The sequence below is a fragment of the Alkalimonas amylolytica genome (assembly GCF_900107845.1).
Taxonomy (GTDB): domain Bacteria; phylum Pseudomonadota; class Gammaproteobacteria; order Enterobacterales; family Alteromonadaceae; genus Alkalimonas; species Alkalimonas amylolytica.
This window is the reverse complement of record NZ_FNRM01000001.1, coordinates 118,082-138,562: the sequence shown is the minus strand read 5'-3', so window position 1 is coordinate 138,562 and position 20,481 is coordinate 118,082. Positions and strand designations below refer to the sequence as shown.

The 20,481-nt window shown below is 51.2% G+C and carries 22 protein-coding genes; 17 read left to right on the top strand and 5 right to left on the bottom strand.

Features of this window, described 5'->3' with window-relative positions; genetic code table 11:
- Positions 1–47: 47 nt before the first annotated feature.
- Both BLW37_RS00600 and BLW37_RS00595 read right to left on the bottom strand, forming a co-directional pair.
- Positions 48–944 carry a phosphoribulokinase gene (locus BLW37_RS00600; RefSeq protein ID WP_091337937.1) on the bottom strand — a complete coding sequence of 299 codons (897 nt, stop codon included), beginning with the start codon at positions 942–944 and terminating at the stop codon, positions 48–50.
- A 70-nt stretch (positions 945–1,014) separates the two neighbouring features.
- Positions 1,015–1,944, bottom strand: coding sequence for an ion transporter (locus BLW37_RS00595; RefSeq protein WP_091337934.1), 930 nt, complete (start codon positions 1,942–1,944; stop codon positions 1,015–1,017).
- 33 nt (positions 1,945–1,977) lie between these two features.
- Between BLW37_RS00595 and BLW37_RS00590 the strand changes: the two genes are divergently transcribed.
- Positions 1,978–2,373 carry an MAPEG family protein gene (locus BLW37_RS00590; protein ID WP_091337931.1) on the top strand — a complete coding sequence of 132 codons (396 nt, stop codon included), beginning with the start codon at positions 1,978–1,980 and terminating at the stop codon, positions 2,371–2,373.
- 14 nt (positions 2,374–2,387) lie between these two features.
- Here BLW37_RS00590 and BLW37_RS00585 read toward each other — a convergent pair whose 3' ends face one another.
- From BLW37_RS00585 to BLW37_RS00575, 3 genes are all read right to left on the bottom strand, one after another.
- Positions 2,388–4,181, bottom strand: coding sequence for an ExeM/NucH family extracellular endonuclease (locus tag BLW37_RS00585; protein ID WP_091337928.1), 1,794 nt, complete (start codon positions 4,179–4,181; stop codon positions 2,388–2,390).
- Between the two features lie 69 nt (positions 4,182–4,250).
- Positions 4,251–5,549: a phosphoribosylamine--glycine ligase gene (purD, locus tag BLW37_RS00580; RefSeq protein ID WP_091337926.1), complete on the bottom strand. Its 1,299-nt coding sequence runs from the start codon at positions 5,547–5,549 to the stop codon at positions 4,251–4,253.
- Between the two features lie 12 nt (positions 5,550–5,561).
- Positions 5,562–6,389 carry a class I SAM-dependent methyltransferase gene (locus BLW37_RS00575; protein WP_091337922.1) on the bottom strand — a complete coding sequence of 276 codons (828 nt, stop codon included), beginning with the start codon at positions 6,387–6,389 and terminating at the stop codon, positions 5,562–5,564.
- A gap of 272 nt (positions 6,390–6,661) precedes the next feature.
- On the opposite strand from BLW37_RS00575, the gene trmJ reads away from it, so the two are divergent.
- From trmJ to BLW37_RS00495, 16 genes are all read left to right on the top strand, one after another.
- On the top strand, positions 6,662–7,399 hold the full coding sequence (gene trmJ, locus BLW37_RS00570; protein ID WP_091337919.1) for a tRNA (cytosine(32)/uridine(32)-2'-O)-methyltransferase TrmJ: 738 nt from the start codon (positions 6,662–6,664) through the stop codon (positions 7,397–7,399).
- A gap of 156 nt (positions 7,400–7,555) precedes the next feature.
- Positions 7,556–8,041, top strand: coding sequence for a Fe-S cluster assembly transcriptional regulator IscR (gene iscR / locus BLW37_RS00565; RefSeq protein ID WP_091337917.1), 486 nt, complete (start codon positions 7,556–7,558; stop codon positions 8,039–8,041).
- 21 nt (positions 8,042–8,062) lie between these two features.
- Positions 8,063–9,277, top strand: a complete 1,215-nt coding sequence (locus BLW37_RS00560) for an IscS subfamily cysteine desulfurase (protein ID WP_091337914.1) — start codon at positions 8,063–8,065, stop codon at positions 9,275–9,277.
- Positions 9,278–9,307: 30 nt separating this feature from the next.
- Complete coding sequence (gene iscU, locus BLW37_RS00555) at positions 9,308–9,697, top strand: Fe-S cluster assembly scaffold IscU (protein WP_091337911.1); 390 nt, start codon at positions 9,308–9,310, stop codon at positions 9,695–9,697.
- A gap of 2 nt (positions 9,698–9,699) precedes the next feature.
- Complete coding sequence (gene iscA, locus BLW37_RS00550; protein WP_091337908.1) at positions 9,700–10,023, top strand: iron-sulfur cluster assembly protein IscA; 324 nt, start codon at positions 9,700–9,702, stop codon at positions 10,021–10,023.
- Positions 10,024–10,034: 11 nt separating this feature from the next.
- Positions 10,035–10,556, top strand: coding sequence for a co-chaperone HscB (gene hscB / locus BLW37_RS00545; protein WP_091337905.1), 522 nt, complete (start codon positions 10,035–10,037; stop codon positions 10,554–10,556).
- A gap of 11 nt (positions 10,557–10,567) precedes the next feature.
- The gene (gene hscA, locus BLW37_RS00540) at positions 10,568–12,427 is read left to right on the top strand and encodes a Fe-S protein assembly chaperone HscA (protein WP_091337902.1); all 1,860 of its coding nucleotides are present in this window, start codon (positions 10,568–10,570) and stop codon (positions 12,425–12,427) included.
- A gap of 2 nt (positions 12,428–12,429) precedes the next feature.
- Positions 12,430–12,768 carry an ISC system 2Fe-2S type ferredoxin gene (fdx, locus tag BLW37_RS00535; RefSeq protein WP_091337899.1) on the top strand — a complete coding sequence of 113 codons (339 nt, stop codon included), beginning with the start codon at positions 12,430–12,432 and terminating at the stop codon, positions 12,766–12,768.
- A gap of 154 nt (positions 12,769–12,922) precedes the next feature.
- Positions 12,923–14,053 carry a porin gene (locus BLW37_RS00530; protein ID WP_091339510.1) on the top strand — a complete coding sequence of 377 codons (1,131 nt, stop codon included), beginning with the start codon at positions 12,923–12,925 and terminating at the stop codon, positions 14,051–14,053.
- 10 nt (positions 14,054–14,063) lie between these two features.
- Positions 14,064–14,486, top strand: coding sequence for a type 2 periplasmic-binding domain-containing protein (locus tag BLW37_RS00525; protein ID WP_091337896.1), 423 nt, complete (start codon positions 14,064–14,066; stop codon positions 14,484–14,486).
- 18 nt (positions 14,487–14,504) lie between these two features.
- Positions 14,505–15,590, top strand: coding sequence for a porin (locus BLW37_RS00520; RefSeq protein WP_091337894.1), 1,086 nt, complete (start codon positions 14,505–14,507; stop codon positions 15,588–15,590).
- Between the two features lie 9 nt (positions 15,591–15,599).
- The gene (locus BLW37_RS00515; RefSeq protein ID WP_091337891.1) at positions 15,600–16,013 is read left to right on the top strand and encodes a type 2 periplasmic-binding domain-containing protein; all 414 of its coding nucleotides are present in this window, start codon (positions 15,600–15,602) and stop codon (positions 16,011–16,013) included.
- Between the two features lie 147 nt (positions 16,014–16,160).
- Complete coding sequence (gene ndk, locus BLW37_RS00510; RefSeq protein WP_091337889.1) at positions 16,161–16,592, top strand: nucleoside-diphosphate kinase; 432 nt, start codon at positions 16,161–16,163, stop codon at positions 16,590–16,592.
- A 94-nt stretch (positions 16,593–16,686) separates the two neighbouring features.
- Positions 16,687–17,814 (top strand): dual-specificity RNA methyltransferase RlmN, encoded by a 1,128-nt coding sequence (gene rlmN, locus BLW37_RS00505; protein ID WP_091337887.1) that lies wholly within the window; start codon positions 16,687–16,689, stop codon positions 17,812–17,814.
- Between the two features lie 23 nt (positions 17,815–17,837).
- Positions 17,838–19,592 (top strand): type IV pilus biogenesis/stability protein PilW, encoded by a 1,755-nt coding sequence (pilW, locus tag BLW37_RS00500; RefSeq protein WP_091337884.1) that lies wholly within the window; start codon positions 17,838–17,840, stop codon positions 19,590–19,592.
- Entirely contained in the window at positions 19,582–20,478 is an 897-nt protein-coding gene (locus tag BLW37_RS00495; RefSeq protein WP_171907503.1) for a RodZ domain-containing protein, read from the top strand. The genes pilW and BLW37_RS00495 overlap by 11 nt, the downstream gene beginning before the upstream one ends.
- The last annotated feature ends 3 nt before the right edge of the window (positions 20,479–20,481 follow it).

Genomic DNA, 20,481 nt, shown 5'->3' with positions numbered 1-20,481 from the left:
TATTTTTAATGATTTATTTTTTTATACCAAGAGCGTTTGGGTTTTCTTCAGCGTCCCAACCAATCCAACTGTCCGCGGGTATTAGCGCGCTTTTTCATCAGGTTTTCGATCAATGGCGTTAAAATGAGCTCCATCGCCAGGCCCATCTTGCCGCCCGGTACTACCAGCGTATTGACCCGCGACATAAAAGAGCCATGGATCATCTGCAGATAGTAGGGGAAATCCACGTGCTTGATGCCGCGAAAACGGACCACGACAAAGCTTTCATCCAGTGAGGGGATGTCTTTGGCACTGAAGGGGTTGGAGGTATCCACCGTGGGTACCCGCTGGAAATTGATGTGAGTGCGGGAGAATTGCGGGGTGATAAAGTTGATGTAATCGTCCATGCTGCGCACAATGCTGGACATCACCGCCTCACGGCTGTGGCCGCGATCATGGGTATCGCGGATGATTTTCTGGATCCACTCCAGGTTCACAATCGGCACCATGCCAATCAGCAGGTCGACGTGCTGCGCCACATTGTGCTGATCGGTGACTGCGCCACCATGCAGGCCTTCGTAAAAAAGCAAATCGGTATTGGGGCGCAGCTCCTGCCATGGCGTAAAAGTCCCGGGTAGTTGATTGTAGGGCACTGCTTCTTCAAAGGTATGCAGATACTTGCGATAGCGGCCACTGCCATTGCTGCCGTAGCTGGCAAAAAAGTCTTCCAGCGCACCAAAGTCATTGGCTTCTGGACCAAAGTAGCTGATGTGCTTGCCTTGCTCCATCGCCTTACGTACTGCCAAATCCATCTCCGGCCGGCTGTAACGGTGAAAGCAATCGCCTTCAATAAAGGCGGCGTCTACCCCAAGGGTACGAAAAATATGCTGAAATGCATTGCTGGTGGTGCTGGTGCCTGCGCCGGAGGAGCCGGTAATGGCAATGATTGGATTTTTATCAGACACGACAAGCCCACCTTATGGTATTGGATCCATACCTTATAAGACCTGCGACCTTCAGGCAAGTTGCTTTCATTTAATCCTGCTCCGTTGCATGCATGGCCTGGTAGCGCTTTTCCATCAACTGCTGCATGATACGCGCTTCGGTATGGCTAACGCCAAGCTCAGAGCGAAGTTTTTCCAGCATAGGTGCGGCATCTGGTAGCAAGTTACCATCTTTATAGGCCTGATCCAATGCCAGTTGATAGAACTGACGACGGCGCGACAGCTGCTCGGAAAAGCCGGAAGCCAAAATACCGGCCGGTAAGGCCACCATGCCAATACCGACAATCGTAATCAGGCCGCCAAAGAGTTTGCCCAAATCGGTGACTGGGGTCACATCGCCATAGCCGACTGTGGTCAGCGTTACCAAAGCCCACCACATGGCTTGCGGAATGGAACTGAAATGTTCGGGTTGAATGTCTTTCTCCAGCGAATACATGGCGCAGGCGGCTACCAGCATAATGATAAACAGCACCGCAAAAGCTGCAAATAATGAAAAACGCTCTTCTTTAAACACGTTCATGAGTAGCTGCATGGCCCGCGAGTAGCGGGTAAGTTTAAAAACCCGCAGCAAACGGAACACCCGGAGGTAACGTAAATCCAGCTCAATAATAAAACCAAGATAAAACGGCAGAATGGCCAGCAGGTCGATAATGGCCATCGGCGAGCAGATATAACGCCAGCGTTTTTGCCAGTCGGTGCCACTTTGCTGCTGATACTCTGGGACATCGACAATGCTCCAGATCCGGGCGCCGTATTCGAGCGTAAAGACAGTGATGGAAAAGATTTCGAAATAAAAGAAATGGTGGTGATAGGCTTGGTCAAGTGTCTCAATGGACTGCAGGATCAGCGCAATAATGTTCAGGCCAATCAGCAAAATCAAGGCGATATCGACCCACAGATAGCGTTTGTTGTGTTCGGTGGACGGTTCCAGCCATTGCGCCATTGTTGCTCGTGCTACCATGCTTCGTCCTTTTTGTTTGTCCGGGAGAAAATAATGACCAGCTTACTACTTACCCTTTTTATAGCGATGCTATTGCCGTATTTAGCCAAAGCACCCTTGGTGGTGGCAATGCACCGCGAGCCAGAGGGTTACGATAACCACAATCCGCGCTTACAGCAAGCCGGGCTCAGTGGTTTTGGTCAGCGGGCCAATGCCGCCCACTACAACAGTTTTGAAGCCTTGCTTATCTATGGCTGCGCTGTGCTGGCCGTTGCGGTGAGCGGCCAGCTGGATGCCTGGGTACTTGGTCTTGGCTGGTTGTTTGTGCTATGCCGGGTGCTGTATTTAGTCTGTTACTGGTACGATTTCGCCAGCTTGCGCTCCCTGGTATGGCTGGTCAGCATGGCGGCTGCTTTTGGCATGATAGGCCGGGCTATCTGGGGCAGCTAGCCCGGCGCTGCTGTTTATTGCATCCGAAAGGTCAAAATAATCGGATCATGATCCGATGAGCGGTATGGTGTTGGCGCAAAAAGGCTTTGTTGCTGTGACGGGCTTTTGTACTCCAGGCTGTATTGCAGCAAAACTGGCTCATCGGCATTAATGGGCCAGTGTTTCACCTCTGGCTTGAGCCCGGCCAACGCCGGACTGGCCAAGGCGTGATCCAGCGATCCGCTTTTTCCCCGAAATACAAAAGAATAGGACGGTTGATCCTCGGTAGCATCCAGATACTGCCAGCCCTGATGCTCCAGCAACCGGATCGGGTCTTCCATCCGGTAGGCATTAAGATCACCCATTAGCAACTGGTATGGGGTCTCTACCCCGGTTGGATGTCGCTGCAGCCAGCTGTGCAGGGCGCTCGCGGCTTCCAGCCGAGCCGCATTCCAGCAAGCCTGGCCATCGCCCTGATCGCGCATTTCGGCATAGTGTGGGTGCTCACGCCTCGGACAGCCGCCTTTAGATTTGAAATGATTGACGCTGATCGTCAGCACTTTCCCGGAGGACAGATCCAAAAAGCTTTGTGCCACCGGCGCCCGATGCAGCTGATGAAAAGGAGCCTGTGGTTGGGTGGCTGCAGTGCCAGTTCGTTGTACTGCATCTGGCCGGTAAATCAGCCCGACCTTGATGGCATCGGTACCCGGTCGCTCAGCTGTACGGACGATAGCATATGGGCGCTTGGTCGCAGCATTTAGCGCGGCCACCAAAGTGGCGATAGCACTGCCGGTATCATAACCATTATTTTCCAGCTCAATCAGCCCGACAATATCGGCATCCATCGCCAAAATGGCGGCGGTTAGCTTGGCTTGCTGACGATCCAATTCAAGCTGGCTGCTGGCACCACGACGGGTCGGGAAGGGGGGATCCTGATCGGCACCGGTAAAAAAGTTCAGTACATTAAAACTGGCAACCCGCAGTTCACCAGCCTGACGTGGAGCGGGTGCCTTTGGTCTTGGATTGTGTGGTTGCCAGTCTGGCTGGCGGGTCGGCACCAACCGGTAACCACGCAGATCCTGAAACAGAATGCCTTCTACACCACTAAAGGTATCGCCAAGGCGCAGGCTCTGCGCCGCACTCAACCCTGAAGTGGGGTAAGGTAATGGCTCTGGGTTTTGCACCAGGCTACCGTCATCCAGCACCAGCATGCGACGTTCTTGCAGCGCTTCGTGGGCTTGAGCGGCTTCGCCTGGTAGGTGGATTTGAGTCGGCGTCCATAAACGTTTATCAGCCAGGGTCAGCTCACCGTAGCGGCCAAGCCCAAAGGTGCTGTTGACCACCAAAGGTTGCTCGAACGACAGCCACATGCCTTCCAGCGACTCCCAACTCAGATGTTCGGGCAGCGGCAGTTGTACCTTGAGCGGCTCAAGCTGGCTTTGACCACAGCTTTGCAGCTGTACATCGATCAAACTGGTCAGCTGCTCTATTTCAGCTACCCGGCCCTGAACGGCCAGCAACTGGCCAGGCTGCAAATCGGTCAGGCGGCCATCATCCGGCAAGAAGATAGCCTGGGAGTTAAGCTTTAGCTGCGGTTGCCCGGCTTGTTGCAACAACCAACCGGCCCTGGGGCTCTCGGGGTAAATATAAGCCGTCAACACACCCTGGGTTAGCACGGTTTGGCCGAGTTTAGGGCTTTGCTCGCCTTCTCCCTGAATCGAGGTGATGGGCTTGGCCGGTAATTGGCACAGTTCAGCAGCTGGTTGGCTGCAACCAATGAGTGTCAGGCCAAGGCATACCGCAAAAGAAAAGTTGTAGAAGGTTTTCATCGTCAACTCGCTACTTGATCGCTTGTGTATGAGTACCGAATAAAAACCCGCCGAAGCGGGTTTTAAACATCAGGCTGTTTTACTACCTTGCTCGCGGGCTACCGCCCGGTAGCCAATATCTTTACGATAAAACATATCCTGCCAGCTTATTTGCTGCACCAACTGATAAGCGGCTTGTTGGGCTGCAGTGACATTCTCGCCCAAAGCGGTGGCACATAGTACCCGGCCACCATGGGTGACTACCCTGCCATCTTTGAGCTCAGTGCCGGCATGAAATACCTTGGCTTTGGCCGAGTCTGCGTTGTTCAGGCCATGAATTTCGGCACCTTTGGCGTAGCTGTCCGGGTAGCCGCCAGCGGCGAGTACTACACCAACTGCAGCATCGGAGCTAAACTGGATTTCGCTTTGTCCAAGCTTGCCCTGAACAGCAGCCTGACACAGCGCCACCAGATCGGATTCCAGTCGCATCATAATGGGCTGGGTTTCCGGATCGCCAAAGCGGCAATTGAACTCCAATACCTTAGCCGTGCCATCCGGTGCTATCATCAGACCGGCATACAAAAAGCCGGTGAATACGTTGCCTTCTGCTGCCATACCACGGACAGTTGGTTCAATCACCTGCTGCATCACCCAATCATGTACTGCGGGGGTCACCACTGGGGCGGGTGAATATGCACCCATGCCACCGGTATTCGGACCTTTATCGCCTTCATCACGGGCTTTGTGATCCTGTGAGGAAGCAAACGGTAGTGCATGGCTGCCATCCACCATTACTATAAAGGAGGCTTCTTCTCCTGTCAGAAACTCTTCAATCACCACCCGGCTGCCGGCGTCGCCGAACTTGTTACCTGCCAGCATATCGTCGATAGCGGCAAAGGCTTCGGCATCCGTTTGAGCGATAATGACGCCTTTGCCAGCGGCCAAGCCATCGGCTTTAATCACGATAGGAGTGCCCAGCTGCTGCACAAAAGCTTTGGCCGGTGCAATCTCCGTGAAGGTCTGGTAGGCAGCTGTCGGGATTTGATGGCGGGCCAGGAAGTCTTTGGCAAAGGCTTTGGAACTTTCCAGTTGAGCGGCGGCCTGAGTCGGGCCAAAGATCGCCAGGTTTTCCGCGCGAAAAGCATCAACAATGCCTTTGGCCAGCGGAGCTTCCGGCCCGACAATGGTCAGCGCAATCTGTTGTTCTTTGGCAAAAGCCAGCAAGGCCGGTACATCATCTGCAGCGATGGCAACATTATGCAAGGCTGATTCCAGTGCCGTACCGGCATTGCCGGGCGCCACAAAAACCTTTCTCACTAGGGGGGATTGGGCCGCTTTCCAGGCCAGTGCATGTTCGCGGCCACCGCCGCCGACTACCAGTACATTCATTCGTTTGTCCGATTATTGCTGTTGAGGTTTACGAAATTTCAAAGTCATTCGGTCGCTCTCGCCAATGGCTAAGTAACGATCCCGGTCTTGCTCGCCAAGCCGCAAGCTGGGCGGTAAAGTCCAAACACCACGGGGGTGATCGGCTGTATCCCTGGGATTGGCATTGATTTCACTGCTGGCTTCAAACACAAAGCCTGCTTGCTCGGCCAGTTCAATGGCCAGGCTTTGCGGAAAGTACCCGCTCTGAACCCAATTACTGTCACGTTTGGCTTCAGGTAAGCGGTGCTCGACTACGCCTAGCACGCCACCTGGTTTAAGGGCCTGATAAAAGTGATTGAACGCAATGTGCATGGCATCTTCCCCTCCTTGCATGTACCAGTTGTGCAGGTTGCGAAAGGTCAGCACCACATCGGCACTGCCGTCCGGTGCAATCTGAACACCTGTGATAGGAGCGAACTCGCTAATTTGGACCTTGCTGTAGACAGAGTGCGATGCCATTTTTTCAGAGAAAGCGGCACGTGATCGCTGAGCAAATTCGGATGAACTGTTGGCCGGAAAATGGGCAGCATACAGCTTACCTTGCTGGTGCAAAAGAGGAGCAAGAATTTCGGTATACCAGCCGGCGCCTGGTGATATCTCTACCACAGTACTGTCCGGCCGCACTTCAAAAAAAGACAGTGTGGCGGTCGGATTACGGTATTGGTCTCGCTCTGTATTGGCAGCTGTTCGACTGGGATGTTCTACTGCAGCCTGGATAGCGGTTTCAGAAGCGAATAGTGAGGTACATAATGCAAGTGCTGGCAGCGCCAGCCAGCTCAATTTTTTACCAGTTGCAGTCATGAGGGTATCCTTTATAGGGTTGGAAGCATTGTTTATACCCGGTGCGTCCAGGATCGGATTGGCTGGACACCACGCACACCGCCGAGGTGGGTTAGTGTAGCAAAGGCCAGCAAAAAATGCAGCGATTTACCGTTCAGCTGTTGACTATAACCAATGGCTGGCATGACCTCGATACTACCTCTTTTGGTTTTATCGCCAGGCTATGTTGGGTAGAGTCTGTCCCTGTCGCGTTTGGCTGTGATAGAATAGCCCCCCTTCAAAAAGGGTGCCTTATGCTGGATCAGATTAAAATTGTACTGGTGGGAACTACTCACAGCGGCAACATTGGCTCGGTTGCCAGGGCGATGAAAACCATGGGTTTAAGTCAGCTTTGTTTGGTGCAGCCTAAAGCTGAATTGGATGGCCATGCCTACGCACTTTCGGCTGGCGCCAGCGAATTACTTAGCCAAGCCGAGCACTTTGATTCGCTGGCTCAAGCTGTTGCTGATTGCGGCCTGGTCGTGGGCACCAGTGCGCGTTCACGCACTCTGTCATGGCCCATGCTGGAACCAAGAGCCCTTGGTGAGCTGGCCGTCAAAGAAGCTGGCAGTCATCCGGTAGCGCTGGTGTTTGGCCGTGAAAGCAATGGCTTAAGCAACGAAGAACTGCAATTGTGCAATTATCATGTTTGTATTCCGGCCAATCCTGATTACAGTTCATTGAATCTGGCGATGGCGGTGCAAATCATCGCCTATGAGGTACGTGTTGCGGCGCTCGCCCAGGCTGTGCATGCCGATGCTGTAGATGCAGTCAGTTATCCAACAGCTAGCCAGATGGACAATTTTTATCAGCACCTGGAGCAAACGCTGGATCAGACCGGCTTTATCATTCGTCAACACCCAGGCCTGGTGATGACCAAGTTAAAACGTTTGTTCAACCGGGCACGGCCGGAAGAGGCTGAGTACAATATTTTGCGCGGCATGCTGACTTCAGTGCAAAAGCGTCTGGCGGGGAACGAGCCACAAAAGTAGTTGCGCAAGGTTAACCGAATGGTGGCTCAGCGGGACGCTATGCCGGACATAATACCTGACTAAACTGTCGGGTTTAATACTTGACTAAAATAGTCGGGAATGTACAATGGCTGCTATCAATACAACGCTTAATGACAGAGCCATCCGGAGTACAGCATGAGATTGACATCGAAGGGACGCTACGCAGTGACAGCCATGCTGGATGTTGCTTTGCATCACAGCAGCGGGCCAGTCTCTCTGGCCGATATTTCTGAGCGGCAGGGTATTTCACTGTCGTATCTCGAGCAGCTGTTTGCCCGTTTACGCAAACGTGGTTTGGTCAGCAGCGTGCGAGGCCCGGGTGGTGGTTATCAACTGGGGCGTGAGGCGGCAAAGATTGCCGTGGCTGAAGTTATCAGTGCGGTCGATGAATCCATCGATGCCACCCGCTGTCAGGGAAAGTCCGACTGCCAGGGTGGGGTGCGTTGCCTGACCCACAGTTTGTGGAGTGATCTAAGCCAGCGGATTGAAGACTTCCTGACCAGTATCTCGTTGGCAGAATTGGTTGAACAAAGCGACGTTCAAGGTGTGGCGAAACGTCAGGATAAAGCAGAAGCGGCGTCCTCCCCGGTAAACAAGATTGAAGTAAGTTGCCAGCTGTAGGCAGCCTAACTGGAGCCCAAGATGAAGTTACCTATTTATTTGGATTATGCGGCAACCACCCCGGTCGATCAGCGAGTGGCTGAAAAAATGATGCAGTACCTGACCTTTGATGGCCAGTACGGCAATCCTGCATCGCGCTCACACCGCTTTGGTTGGCAAGCTGAAGAGGCAGTTGAACTGGCTCGCAGTCAGGTGGCAGAGTTGGTCAATGCCGATCCGCGTGAAATCGTTTGGACTTCAGGCGCCACCGAATCCAATAACCTGGCCATTAAAGGTGTTGCTGGCTTCTACCATAAGAAAGGCAAGCATTTAATTACCCTGAAAACTGAGCACAAAGCAGTGCTGGATACCATGCGTGCGCTGGAGCGGGAAGGGTACGAAGTGACCTACCTGGATGTCGCAGCCAATGGTTTAATTGATCTTGAGGTACTTAAAGCAGCAATCCGGCCAGACACCGTTTTGATCAGCGTGATGTTCGTCAACAATGAAATTGGTGTGATTCAGGACATACCTGCTATCGGTGAGTTGTGCCGGGAAAAGGGCATCGTATTTCATGTCGATGCGGCCCAGGCTGCAGGTAAAGTCGATATCGATCTGCAACAGTTAAAAGTGGATCTGATGTCGTTTTCAGCCCATAAAATTTATGGCCCTAAAGGGGTTGGTGCCTTGTACGTTCGGCGTAAACCTCGAATTCGGCTGGAAGCACAGACTCATGGTGGTGGTCATGAGCGCGGCATGCGCTCTGGTACTTTGGCAACGCACCAACTGGTGGGTATGGGCGAAGCCTTCCGTATTGCTAAAGAGGAAATGGCAGCAGAGCGCCAGCGCTTTGAAACTCTGCGTCAACGGCTGTGGGATGGCGTAAAGGATATTGAGCAGGTGTTTTTAAACGGTGATGAAGCACAGCGCGTGCCGGGTATCACCAACATCAGCTTTAACTATGTGGAAGGCGAGTCGCTGATCATGGCTCTGAAAGATATTGCTGTTTCATCGGGGTCAGCCTGCACCTCTGCCAGCCTGGAGCCTTCTTATGTTCTGCGGGCGCTTGGGTTGAGCGATGAGCTGGCACACAGCTCTATCCGCTTTAGTATTGGTCGTTACACTACCGAAGCAGACATCGATCATACTGTGAAAATTGTCAACGAGGCCATCACCCGGCTGCGCGAAATGTCGCCGTTATGGGATATGTACAAAGATGGCATCGACTTAAATTCAGTAGAGTGGGTTGCTCACTAAACGAAGTAACTGACTCAGGAGGTTAAAGCAATGGCTTACAGCAATAAAGTAATCGATCACTACGAAAACCCGCGCAATGTTGGCTCTTTTGCCAAAGACGACCCAACCATTGCGACTGGCATGGTAGGTGCACCGGCTTGTGGTGATGTGATGCGTTTGCAACTGAAAGTGAATGAGCAGGGTGTGATTGAAGATGCCCGCTTTAAAACCTATGGCTGTGGCAGTGCTATTGCCTCTAGTTCGCTGGTTACCGAGTGGGTAAAAGGGAAGACGCTGGATGAAGCGCAAAAAATCACCAACACCGAAATTGCCCAAGAGCTGGCTTTGCCTCCGGTAAAAATTCACTGCTCCATTTTGGCTGAAGATGCCATCAAAGCAGCCATTGCCGATTACAAGCAAAAGCAAGGTGCTCAGGGGTAAGCATGGCCATAACAATGACGGATGCAGCGGCGGACCGGGTTCGCCATTTTCTCAGCAATCGTGGTAAAGGCATCGGGCTGCGGGTTGGTGTGAAAACCACTGGTTGCTCCGGCCTTGCTTATGTGCTTGAGTTTGTAGATGAGCTGAATCCGGACGATGAAGTTTTCGATCAGCAAGGCATTAAGTTGATAGTGGATGGCAAGAGCCTGGTCTACATTGATGGCACTCAGCTGGATTTTACCCGGGAAGGGTTAAACGAAGGTTTCAAGTTTAACAACCCCAATGTCAATGGTGAGTGTGGTTGCGGCGAAAGTTTCACAGTGTAGGAACATGGCCCTTGAATTATTTTGAGTTGTTTCAACTTCCACAAAGCATGGAGCTGGATGCAGCCCTGCTGAGCCAGCACTATTTAAAGCTGCAACGCCGGTTTCACCCGGATAATTTTGCCAACGCCAGCGAGCGCGACCGGCGCCAATCGGTCCAGCAAGCGGCCTTGATCAACGATGCCTTCCAAACACTCAAGCATCCTCTGCGCCGTGCTGAATACTTGTTGCAATGCCGTGGCATTGATCTTAAGCACGAACAACAAAGCTTTCAGGACCCGGTTTTTTTAATGCAGCAAATGGAGCTGCGTGAGCAACTGGCCGAGATTGCTTCTGCTCCCGAGCAAACCCAGGGGCTGCAACAGCAGTTGGAGCAGGAGCTGCAGCAAGGCCAGCAGCAACTGCGCAATGAGCTTAGCCAAGCGCTGGAAACGCAATCAGAAACCGGCAATCAACACGCCGCATCTCTTCTTCGTAAACTTAAATTCTTTGATAAACTGCAGCAAGAGCTTGAGTTTATTGAACAGCAACGATAAGACAATTACCCATGGCATTACTACAAATCGCTGAGCCAGGACAAAGCTCGGCGCCGCATCAACACAAACTGGCCGCTGGCATTGATCTGGGCACCACCAATTCTCTGGTTGCCACGGTACGCAGTGGCGAAGCGCAAATTCTGATGGGCAGCGATGATCAGCCGATGGTGCCATCTGCTGTGCGCTTTGTCAGTGAGGATAAGACCGACGTCGGCCAGTCCGCCCTGGATGCAGCGGTATTTGACGCTGAGAATACCATTTTATCGGTCAAGCGCTTTATGGGCCGGGGCTTTGCTGAAATCGCCAACCAGGCGGAGCAGTTGCCTTACCAGCTGGTGGACCAATCCGGCCTGTTGGCCTTGCAAACACGGCAGGGCGTAAAAAACCCGGTTGAAGTATCGGCAGAAATTCTCAAGCGTCTGCACGCTATCGCCAGCGAGCATTTAGCCGGTGAGCTAACCGGTGTGGTAATTACCGTGCCGGCCTATTTTGATGATGCCCAGCGTCAGGCCACCAAAGATGCTGCCCGGCTTGCAGGCCTTAATGTCCTGCGATTACTGAATGAGCCAACCGCTGCAGCTTTGGCCTATGGTCTGGACTCCGGCCAGGAAGGGGTGGTGGCTGTTTATGATTTAGGCGGTGGCACCTTTGATATTTCCATCCTGCGTCTGCAAAAAGGCGTGTTCGAGGTATTGGCCACCGGTGGCAACTCAGCGCTGGGTGGGGATGATTTTGATCAGGCCATTGTTGGTTGGTTACTTGAACAAACCGGCGAAACAGAGCGTTCAGCCCAGAGCTTGCGCGAGTACAAACTATTAGCGCGACGGTTAAAAGAACAACTGAGCCAGGTTGCTGAAGCTGATTTCGTACTGCCACTTGGCGATGATGAATTCCGTGGTAGCCTTGATCGCGCGACTTTTGAAAGCTTGGTTCAGCCACTGGTGCGTAAAACTCTGCTAGCTTGTAAATCCGCTGTACGCGATGCTGGCCTTCAGCTGGATCAGGTTTTGTCGGTAGTGATGGTGGGAGGTTCCACCCGGGTACCGCTGGTGCGTCAGACAGTGGCTGAGCTATTTGGTCAAGAGCCATTGACGTCCATTGATCCAGACCAGGTGGTGGCTCTCGGTGCAGCTATTCAGGCCAATGTATTGGTTGGCAACAAAAGCGAACAGGATACGCTGCTGCTGGATGTGATCCCCTTGTCTTTGGGGCTTGAAACCATGGGCGGTCTTGTGGAAAAAATTATTCCGCGCAATACCGTGATCCCGGTGGCCAAAGCTCAGGAGTTTACCACCTTCAAAGATGGTCAGACCGCGATGGCCATTCATGTGCTGCAGGGTGAACGTGAGCTGGTGGCTGATAATCGCTCGCTGGCGCGCTTTGAGCTGCATGGCATTCCACCTATGCCAGCCGGCGGAGCCCATATCCGGGTCACTTTCCAGGTCGATGCCGATGGTCTCTTGCATGTCACGGCGCAGGAAAAAAGCAGCGGAGTGGTTGCCAGTATTGAAGTCAAGCCATCTTATGGGCTGACTGATGAGCAGATAATGAGCATGATCACAGGCTCGATGCAGCACGCCAAAGCCGATATGCAACAACGCATGCTGCTGGAGCAACAGGTGGAGGCCGATCGGGTACTGGAGGCTGTACGTGCAGCCCTGGCAAGCGATGGTCACCTACTGGAGACTGAAGAACGCAAGCGTATTGAGCTGCAACTGACCGAATTGCAGCAGCAACGGCAGGGCGATGATCCCGATGCCATCAAAGTGGCCATTGAGCGTGTCAACAACAGCACCGATCAGTTTGCAGCCCTTAGAATGGATCAATCAATTCGAAACGCTCTGAAAGGGCACAAGGTGGATGAGGTTTAACCATGCCAAAAATTATTTTTCTGCCGCATGCAGAACTGTGCCCACAAGGTGCCGAGCTTGAAGCGGCCAAAGGCGATACCATTTTAGATGTAGCGTTGCGTAACGGTATTTCGATTGAGCATGCCTGTGAAAAGTCCTGTGCCTGCACCACCTGTCATGTGGTGGTACGGGAAGGTTTTTACAGCTTAAATGAAAGCGATGAGCTGGAAGATGACATGCTGGATAAAGCCTGGGGCCTGGAGCCTGAATCCCGCTTGGGTTGTCAGGCGCATATAGCTGATGAAGACTTAGTCGTCGAAATTCCTAAGTACACCATCAATATGGTGAGTGAAAACCATTAGATTTTTTGATCTGCCTTGATCTAAGTTTCCCATTTTAGAGCCAGTTAAAGGCCAGAAAGTTGTTTTTTCTGGCTTTTACTGGCTTTTTTACATCTCTGAACTAGGCTGAAAAAAGTTCCCGGATTCTTCCATTATTTTTTTCGGAGAGATGTTGATGAAGAAATCTATCTTGGCGATCAGCCTGGTGAGTGTTCTCTGCAGTGGTGTTGCAAGTGCAAATGTGCACATGAATGGTTTTGCTTCAATCAAGGGTGGGATGAGTACAGCCAGTGATAAATCACTGTATGGTTATACCAATGAATGGGACTTTAAAAACGAAAGTTTATTTGCTATCCAGGTTCGCTCAGATTTAGGTGATCGCTTGTCAGTTACCGCTCAGCTGATGGGGCGGGGCAGTAATGATTTTGATGCCCGCTTTGAGTGGGCATTTTTGACCTATGAGTTGTCCGATACGATGCGGATTAATGCTGGCCGGCTCCGTACCCCATTTTATCGCTTCTCTGATTTTATGGATGTAGGCTTTGCCTACGACTGGTTACGGGTACCTCAGGGCGTTTACGGCTTGGGATTTAATAACCTGGAAGGACTATCGCTTTACCGGACCACGCAACTGGGAGAGTTTGATTCCACCCTGCAACTGCTGCTTGGTTCCTTCAGCGGTAATATCAGCTTGGCTGGTAATCCAGCCAGGGCGGATATAAATAACATTGCCGGCGTAACCTGGGAGCTGGAGCGGGGCTGGTGGTCGGTGCGTACTGCTTATTTAAGCGGCAAAGTAAGCATTGATGCTCCGGGGCTAGCGCCACTCTTTAGCGGTTTAACGCAGGCAGGCGTACCCGACTTGGTCTCTGCGCTTGATTTTAACGATGATCAAAGTCAGTTTATTGGTCTTGGTATCACCATGGATCAGGGGGAGTGGGTACTGATTTCTGAGTACAATCGCATCAATGTTAAAAACTCTTTCTTTGCCAAGCGAGAAAATTATTATCTGTCAGTGGGCTATCGTTTTGACAGCATCACACCTTTTGTTTCCTTTGAACGGGAAGATCACCGCAGCAAATCAGACATATACCAGCCATACACCCCATTACTGCCGGCTCAATTATTACAACCTGTGATTGCTGTAGTAGAAAGCCAGTCGGTAGATACCAAGACCTGGAATGCCGGTTTACGTTATGACTTTCACCCGGCAGCGGCATTTAAAATACAGTACAGCAATGAAAAAAATACCCTAACTGACAACCGTAGCGATCTGGTTGCTGTCGGCGTCGATATTGTATTTTAAGGAGAATGATATGAACTTCAGATGCATTCCTGCACTGGTCGCAGTTCTCGCGCTTAACGCGTCGGTGTTGGCAGATGCATTGGTCATTGTTGTTCATCCGACCAATGCCATTGAGTTAACTACTGATGATGTGTCAAGACTGTACCTTGGCCGGGCCAGAACTTTTCCCAATGGTGAGTCGGCGGTGCCCATTAATCTGGCAGAAGGTATGCCAGCACGTGAAATCTTTGATCAGCGCGCTTTGAGTCGGAGTTCTGCTCAGTTAAAGGCCTATTGGTCGAAGTTGGTGTTTACCGGTAAAGGCACACCACCGCAAGAAGCTGATTCACACGAAGAGGTGCTGAAATTGGTTGCTACCAATCCCAGCATCATAGGTTATGTCCCTGCATCGGCAGCGGATGAGCGGGTTCGGGTTGTGTTGCAACTTGATTAGGTGGAGCAGGAGAACATGATGAAGAAAACCTTGATAGCGACGGCGACGGGTTTGCTGCTGATGCAGCCATTGGCCCATGCGAATATAGATATCTCAGGCTATGCCTCCGTGATTGGCGGTCGGGTACTTAGCGGAAGTGGGGTTGAGGGCTTTGATTTACCTCCAACTTTTTTGGCTAATTATCCATTGGTTGGAGTCTATGAAAAGGATTGGACTTTCAAGCCGGATACTCGATTTGGCTTGCAGTTTAGGGCAAATCTGATGGATGGTTTGTCGGCCACGGCGCAAGTGGTCGCAAGAGGAGCCGATGACTTTGATGCCCGCTTTGAATGGGCCTATTTGTCCTACGATTTAAATGAGAACTGGACACTGCAGGCAGGCAAAAAGCGTTTACCATTGTATTATTACTCAGACTTTTTTGATGTGGGCTATGCCTATTTATGGATCCGGCCACCGGCAGATAATTACACTTGGCAAATCTTTAATTACACCGGTATCAATGCTCAGTTTAACTACTTTGTTGGTGACTGGGATATTAGCGGTAATATTTATACCGGCCGCGAGGATGATCAGGAAAATAAACTGTTGTCACAGTTTTTCGGCTCCAATCCAATTCGTGAGATTTGGAAAGATATCATAGGGGGGGTGATCAATCTGAATAAAGACTGGCTGGATATTCGCCTTACCTACATGACCTACATAAACGAGCGTTATCGCACCGTCGGTGGTGTGGTTGAGCGGGTGACCTGGGGGGACTCTCTGACCCGACGGGGCAAATTTGCCGGCATCTCAGTCAATATGGATTTTGGTGACTGGTTGTTGTTATCAGAGTTAAACCGCTTGGATCTTGATGGCGGTAAGTTTGATACTTACATGGTATCGGCTGGCTACCGAATAAATGCTTTCACGCCTTACCTGTCGTACGCTGATTTTGACAGTGAGAATGAAAAGCACAGCACAACCAGCCTTGGTTTGCGTTGGGACTTTCATTCCAATGCTGCTTTTAAGATTCAATACGACGACGTTAAGGATAAAGGTGTACCCGGTTGGGAAGTTGCGGGTGACAGTAAATCGATTTCCTTCGGTGTTGACCTGGTCTTTTAAGGAGGTGCTATGAGTTATGTAAAAGCCATGCTTGCTGTGTTGCTACTACTAAGTGGCTCGGTAGTTGCTGAAATTGCGATAATTGTGCATCCAGCCAACAATGCGAGTGTCGATCAGTCAGAACTGAATCGTTTGTTTTTAGGAAGAGGAAATAGCTTTAGCGACGGCAGTCGGGCCACCCCTTTGAACCTGGCAGAAGGCGTACCCGCCCGAGAGCATTTCGATACTCAGGTACTGAATCGCAGCTCGGCGCAGTTAAAAGCATATTGGTCCAGATTGGTGTTTACCGGAAAAGGTACTCCTCCGGCCGAGCACCCTAATGCTGCAGCGATGAAAGCAGCGGTTGCGGCAGATCCATCAGCTATAGGTTATATTTCGGCAAGCGATGTCGATGATAGCATCCGGGTAGTGGCCACTTTCTGACTAAGCCATAGCCTGGTAGAAAAGCTTCCATGATCGGAAGCTTTTTTTTACCTGAAAAAGTTTGCTACAGAAAATAGGTTTTTTTGCCTGGATCACGTATAATTTCGCGCCTTTAAAATTTAACCCAATCATTCAAGGAGTCCTTTCATGGCTTTAGAACGTACTTTCTCTATTGTTAAGCCGGATGCTGTTGCCAAAAACCTGATCGGTGCAATCTACCAGCGCTTTGAAGCGGCAGGCCTGCGTATTGTGGCGTCAAAAATGCTACACTTGAGCAAAGAGCAGGCCGAGGGCTTCTATGCTGAGCACAAAGAGCGTCCTTTCTTTGGTGCCTTAGTTGCTTTCATGACCTCAGGTCCTGTCATGGTGCAGGTGCTGGAAGGTGAAGATGCAGTACGTAAAAACCGTGAAATCATGGGTGCAACCAATCCGAAAGATGCCTTGGCTGGAACTTTGCGTGCTGACTACGCCGACAGCATCGACGAAAATGCGGTTCATGGCTCAGATGCCGTTGAGTCTGCTGCTCGCGAAATCGCTTATTTCTTCACCGATGCAGAAGTTTGCTCTCGTACCCGTTAATCGGTTAAAGCAGTACTGAATCAAGGGGGCCTGGCCCCCTTGTTGCGTCTTTGGTGAACACAGTAAACGCCATGGTTAGACAGGAATTGATAGCATGACAACATCCATTGCAAAAACAAATTTGCTGAATTTAACCCGCGAGCAAATGAAGTCGTTTTTTGCTGATTTGGGCGAAAAGCCATTTCGTGCCGATCAGGTGATGAAATGGATCTATCATTACTGTGTCGATGATTTCGACAAAATGACCAATGTGAACAAAGTGCTGCGGGAAAAGCTGAAGCAGTGTTCTGAGATCCGTGCTCCTGAAGTGGCGAGCCGTCAGGATAGCAAAGATGGGACCATCAAGTTTGTCATGCGGTTGGATGGTGGCCAGGAAGTTGAAACCGTTTGGATCCCGGAAAAAGATCGTCGTACTCTCTGTGTGTCATCTCAAGTTGGTTGTGCGTTAGACTGTTCATTTTGCTCGACAGCCCAACAAGGCTTTAATCGAAATCTGACGGTAGCTGAAATTATTGGTCAGGTCTGGCGGGTGGGTCAGCTGATTGGTAGTTATGGCGATACTGGGGAAAAGCCGGTCACCAATGTGGTGATGATGGGCATGGGTGAACCCTTGTTGAACATGAATAATGTGATTCCGGCGATGGAACTGATGATGGAAGACTATGGTTTTGGTCTGTCCAAGCGCCGTGTCACTTTAAGTACGTCTGGGGTAGTGCCAGCACTTGACGCCATGTTGGGTAAGATCGATGTAGCATTAGCTATTTCCTTACATGCACCAAATAACGAGCTGCGTAATGAGCTGGTGCCTGTGAATAAAAAATATCCCATGGAAGACTTTCTGGCCTCATCCCGTCGTTATGTTGAGTGGTCCAAGGCCAATGATAAAGTGACGGTAGAATACGTCATGCTGGAAGGTATTAACGACAGTATGGAGCAAGCTCATGAGCTGGCGCATGCACTTCGCGATACACCAGCCAAGATCAATCTGATTCCGTTTAATCCTTATCCGGGCTCTCCTTATGCCCGCTCAAGCAACTCGCGGATTGATCGTTTTAATAAAGTCTTGCAACAACATGGCTTTACCGTCATGGTACGTAAAACACGTGGCGATGACATTGATGCCGCCTGCGGTCAGCTTGTAGGGGATGTGGTCGATAGAACCAAACGTTTATTAAAAAAACAAATGAAAGGTCAGGCAATTTCAGTCAGAATGACATCCTAAGGGTGGGAGCCAGGGCAAAAGTTATGCAAAAACTGTCGGTTAGCTTGGTTGTGATGAGTGCATTGGTATTGTCAGCCTGCGTGTCTGAAAGTACTTATGTTGGCTCTGAACGACCAGTGCAGCAGCGGCAGGTGGATAACACGGAAGCCGCTCGAACACGGATGTCACTGGGACTGAACTATCTGCAGCGTGGTGAAAATGCTCAGGCAATTTTCAATCTGGAGCGTGCCAGGGCATTGGCACCTCAGCTACCCGAGGTCTACAATGCGCTGGCTTATTACTATCAGAGCGTGAATGAGCCAGAGCAAGCGGAGGCGGCTTACAAGCAAGCATTGGCCCGTGATGCCAACAATCCCGATACCTACAATAATTATGGTGCTTTCCTTTGTCAGCAAGGCAAATACCATGAAGCTGAAGTTTTGCTGCTAAATGCGATTCGGCGACCAGGCTATATGCGGGTGTCGGAAAGTTACGAGAACCTGGCTTTATGTCAGTTGCAACAAAATAACTTTAGCCGTGCTCAGCACTATTTGGAGTCTGCTGTGCTGCACAGCGGCAACCGCATTAGCAGTCTGTTAAACCTGGCTGGCCTTGATTATGCCATGGGCAATCATCAACGAGCTCGCCAACATCTCACCCGTATCCAGCGTCTGGGTCATGTCTCGGCCAGTACCTCTTTACTGAGTTACCTGATTGCCGATAAAGAGCTGGATAGCGAAACGCAACGAAATTCCCAAGAGCTGTTATTGCAGGTTTATCCGGATAGCGAAGCAGCCCGCCTGATGCGGCAGGGCCGGCTGCAGGATAGTGAGTACGAGCAACTGCGCGAGCGCTATAAACAGTATTTAATTTCCAATTTGGAGCTGCCTGCACCAGCAGCACAGCCCGAGGCCGAAGTAGAGCAACCCCAGATCCGTATCGTGCGCCGCTCAGAGCCTCGCGTTGAGCCTGAAGTTGCGCGTCAATCTCAGTCGCTGACTCGCTCTAGACCAAATGTTGTTACCACAGCATCCCCTATAGTTGATGCAACGGAAGCTGCTGACGAAGCCAACTCCATTACGGAGGCATCATTAAATCAGGTAGTGCTGGCGGCACCATCCTGGACAATGCCAGAGCTACCGGCGGAATCTGTGGATCCTGCAACAACTGCGTTAGAACTGGAGCGCCTTGCTCTGCCTGAGCTTGCTCTTGATATCACCCAGGTCGTTGAACCAAACTGGCCTGCGGAGTCGTCACGAACTCAAATGACGCAGCATGGAGTGACAGAAAATATAGCCGAACCCATGCTGGAAACTGAACTCTCAGCCTTGGCATCGGTCCATACCCCGGGTATTGAACGAGAGCTTGCTGAGCCACTTGAATCCGACACACTATCTGACGATAGCTCATTAGCTACCGCAGCTGCTGAATACGATGAAGTGGCCTCCCATATCGTACAGCAAGGTGAGTCACTCTTTGCCATTTCTATGCGTTACAACATTCGCTTAGAGCGACTGCAGCAATGGAATCAATTATCGCCTGGCGCAACGATAAGGGCTGGTCAGCGCTTATGGTTGGCTGAGCCGCCTGAACAATTGCCGGTTCAGGCTGTGGTTGCTGTGGAACGACCGGATGTTCATGTGGTTGCAGAGGGTGACACGCTGTTTAATATTTCTATGCGCTACAATGTTCGTCTTGCCCGACTGCTGAACTGGAACAATCTGACCGAGCGCAGCAGAGTGTATATAGGGCAACGTATTTACCTGAAAGACCCGGCTGATGTATCCCATGACGACTGATAAAACGCCAACAGAAACAACAGAGCACAGCGCAGGTGAGCTATTAAAGGCTGCCCGTGAGCACAGGCAGTGGTCGCAAAAAGAAGTCGCTAGCCAGCTAAACTTACGTCTATCCCTGATTGAGAACATGGAGACCGATCAGTACGAAGAAAGTGTACTGCCGACCTTTATTCGTGGTTATCTGCGCTCCTATGCCCGTTTGTTGAAGATTTCCGAACAACAGGTCTTGGCTGCCTACGAGCGCCACCATGGTAATCAGGCCATAGAACCCCGTGCTATGCATAGCTTTTCCAACCGTACGGAAAAAGAGGCGACCGAGAGCCGCTTTATGCTGTTAACCTACCTGGTTGGGGCCGTTCTGCTCGGCTTGTTGTTACTTTGGTGGTGGCAAACGCATTGGTTGATCGGGGAACCCCCTGTTGCAGAGAGCGAAAATGCTGGTGTACCGCACGAAATCGTGAATTCAGTTGAACCAGAGCCGCTGACTATGCTCGCAGCTGACAGCCAACCCGATCCAGAGATGCATACGGTGCTACCCGAGTTACCCACTTCACTCGCTGAGCAAACCGCGCCGACCATTTTTGAGAATGAATCAACCCAGTCCAGTGTTGCTTTACTGGCAGACCCGCCAATTGCCTCAAGCCAACAGTTGAGTATGCGCTTTGCCGATGATTGCTGGATTGATGTGGTGGATGCTGATGGCTCCAGAGTTGCCTTCGGTACCAAACGCGCTGGTTATCAGCTGCAGGTGCAAGGCAGGGCCCCTTTTACCGTGACTCTAGGCAACCCGTCGGTGGTTGAGATTGAGCTGGATACAGAACCGGTCGATATGTCTGGCTTCCGATCTGGTCGGGTCGCTAAATTTTCTGTTCCGTTACAAGACTAAGCT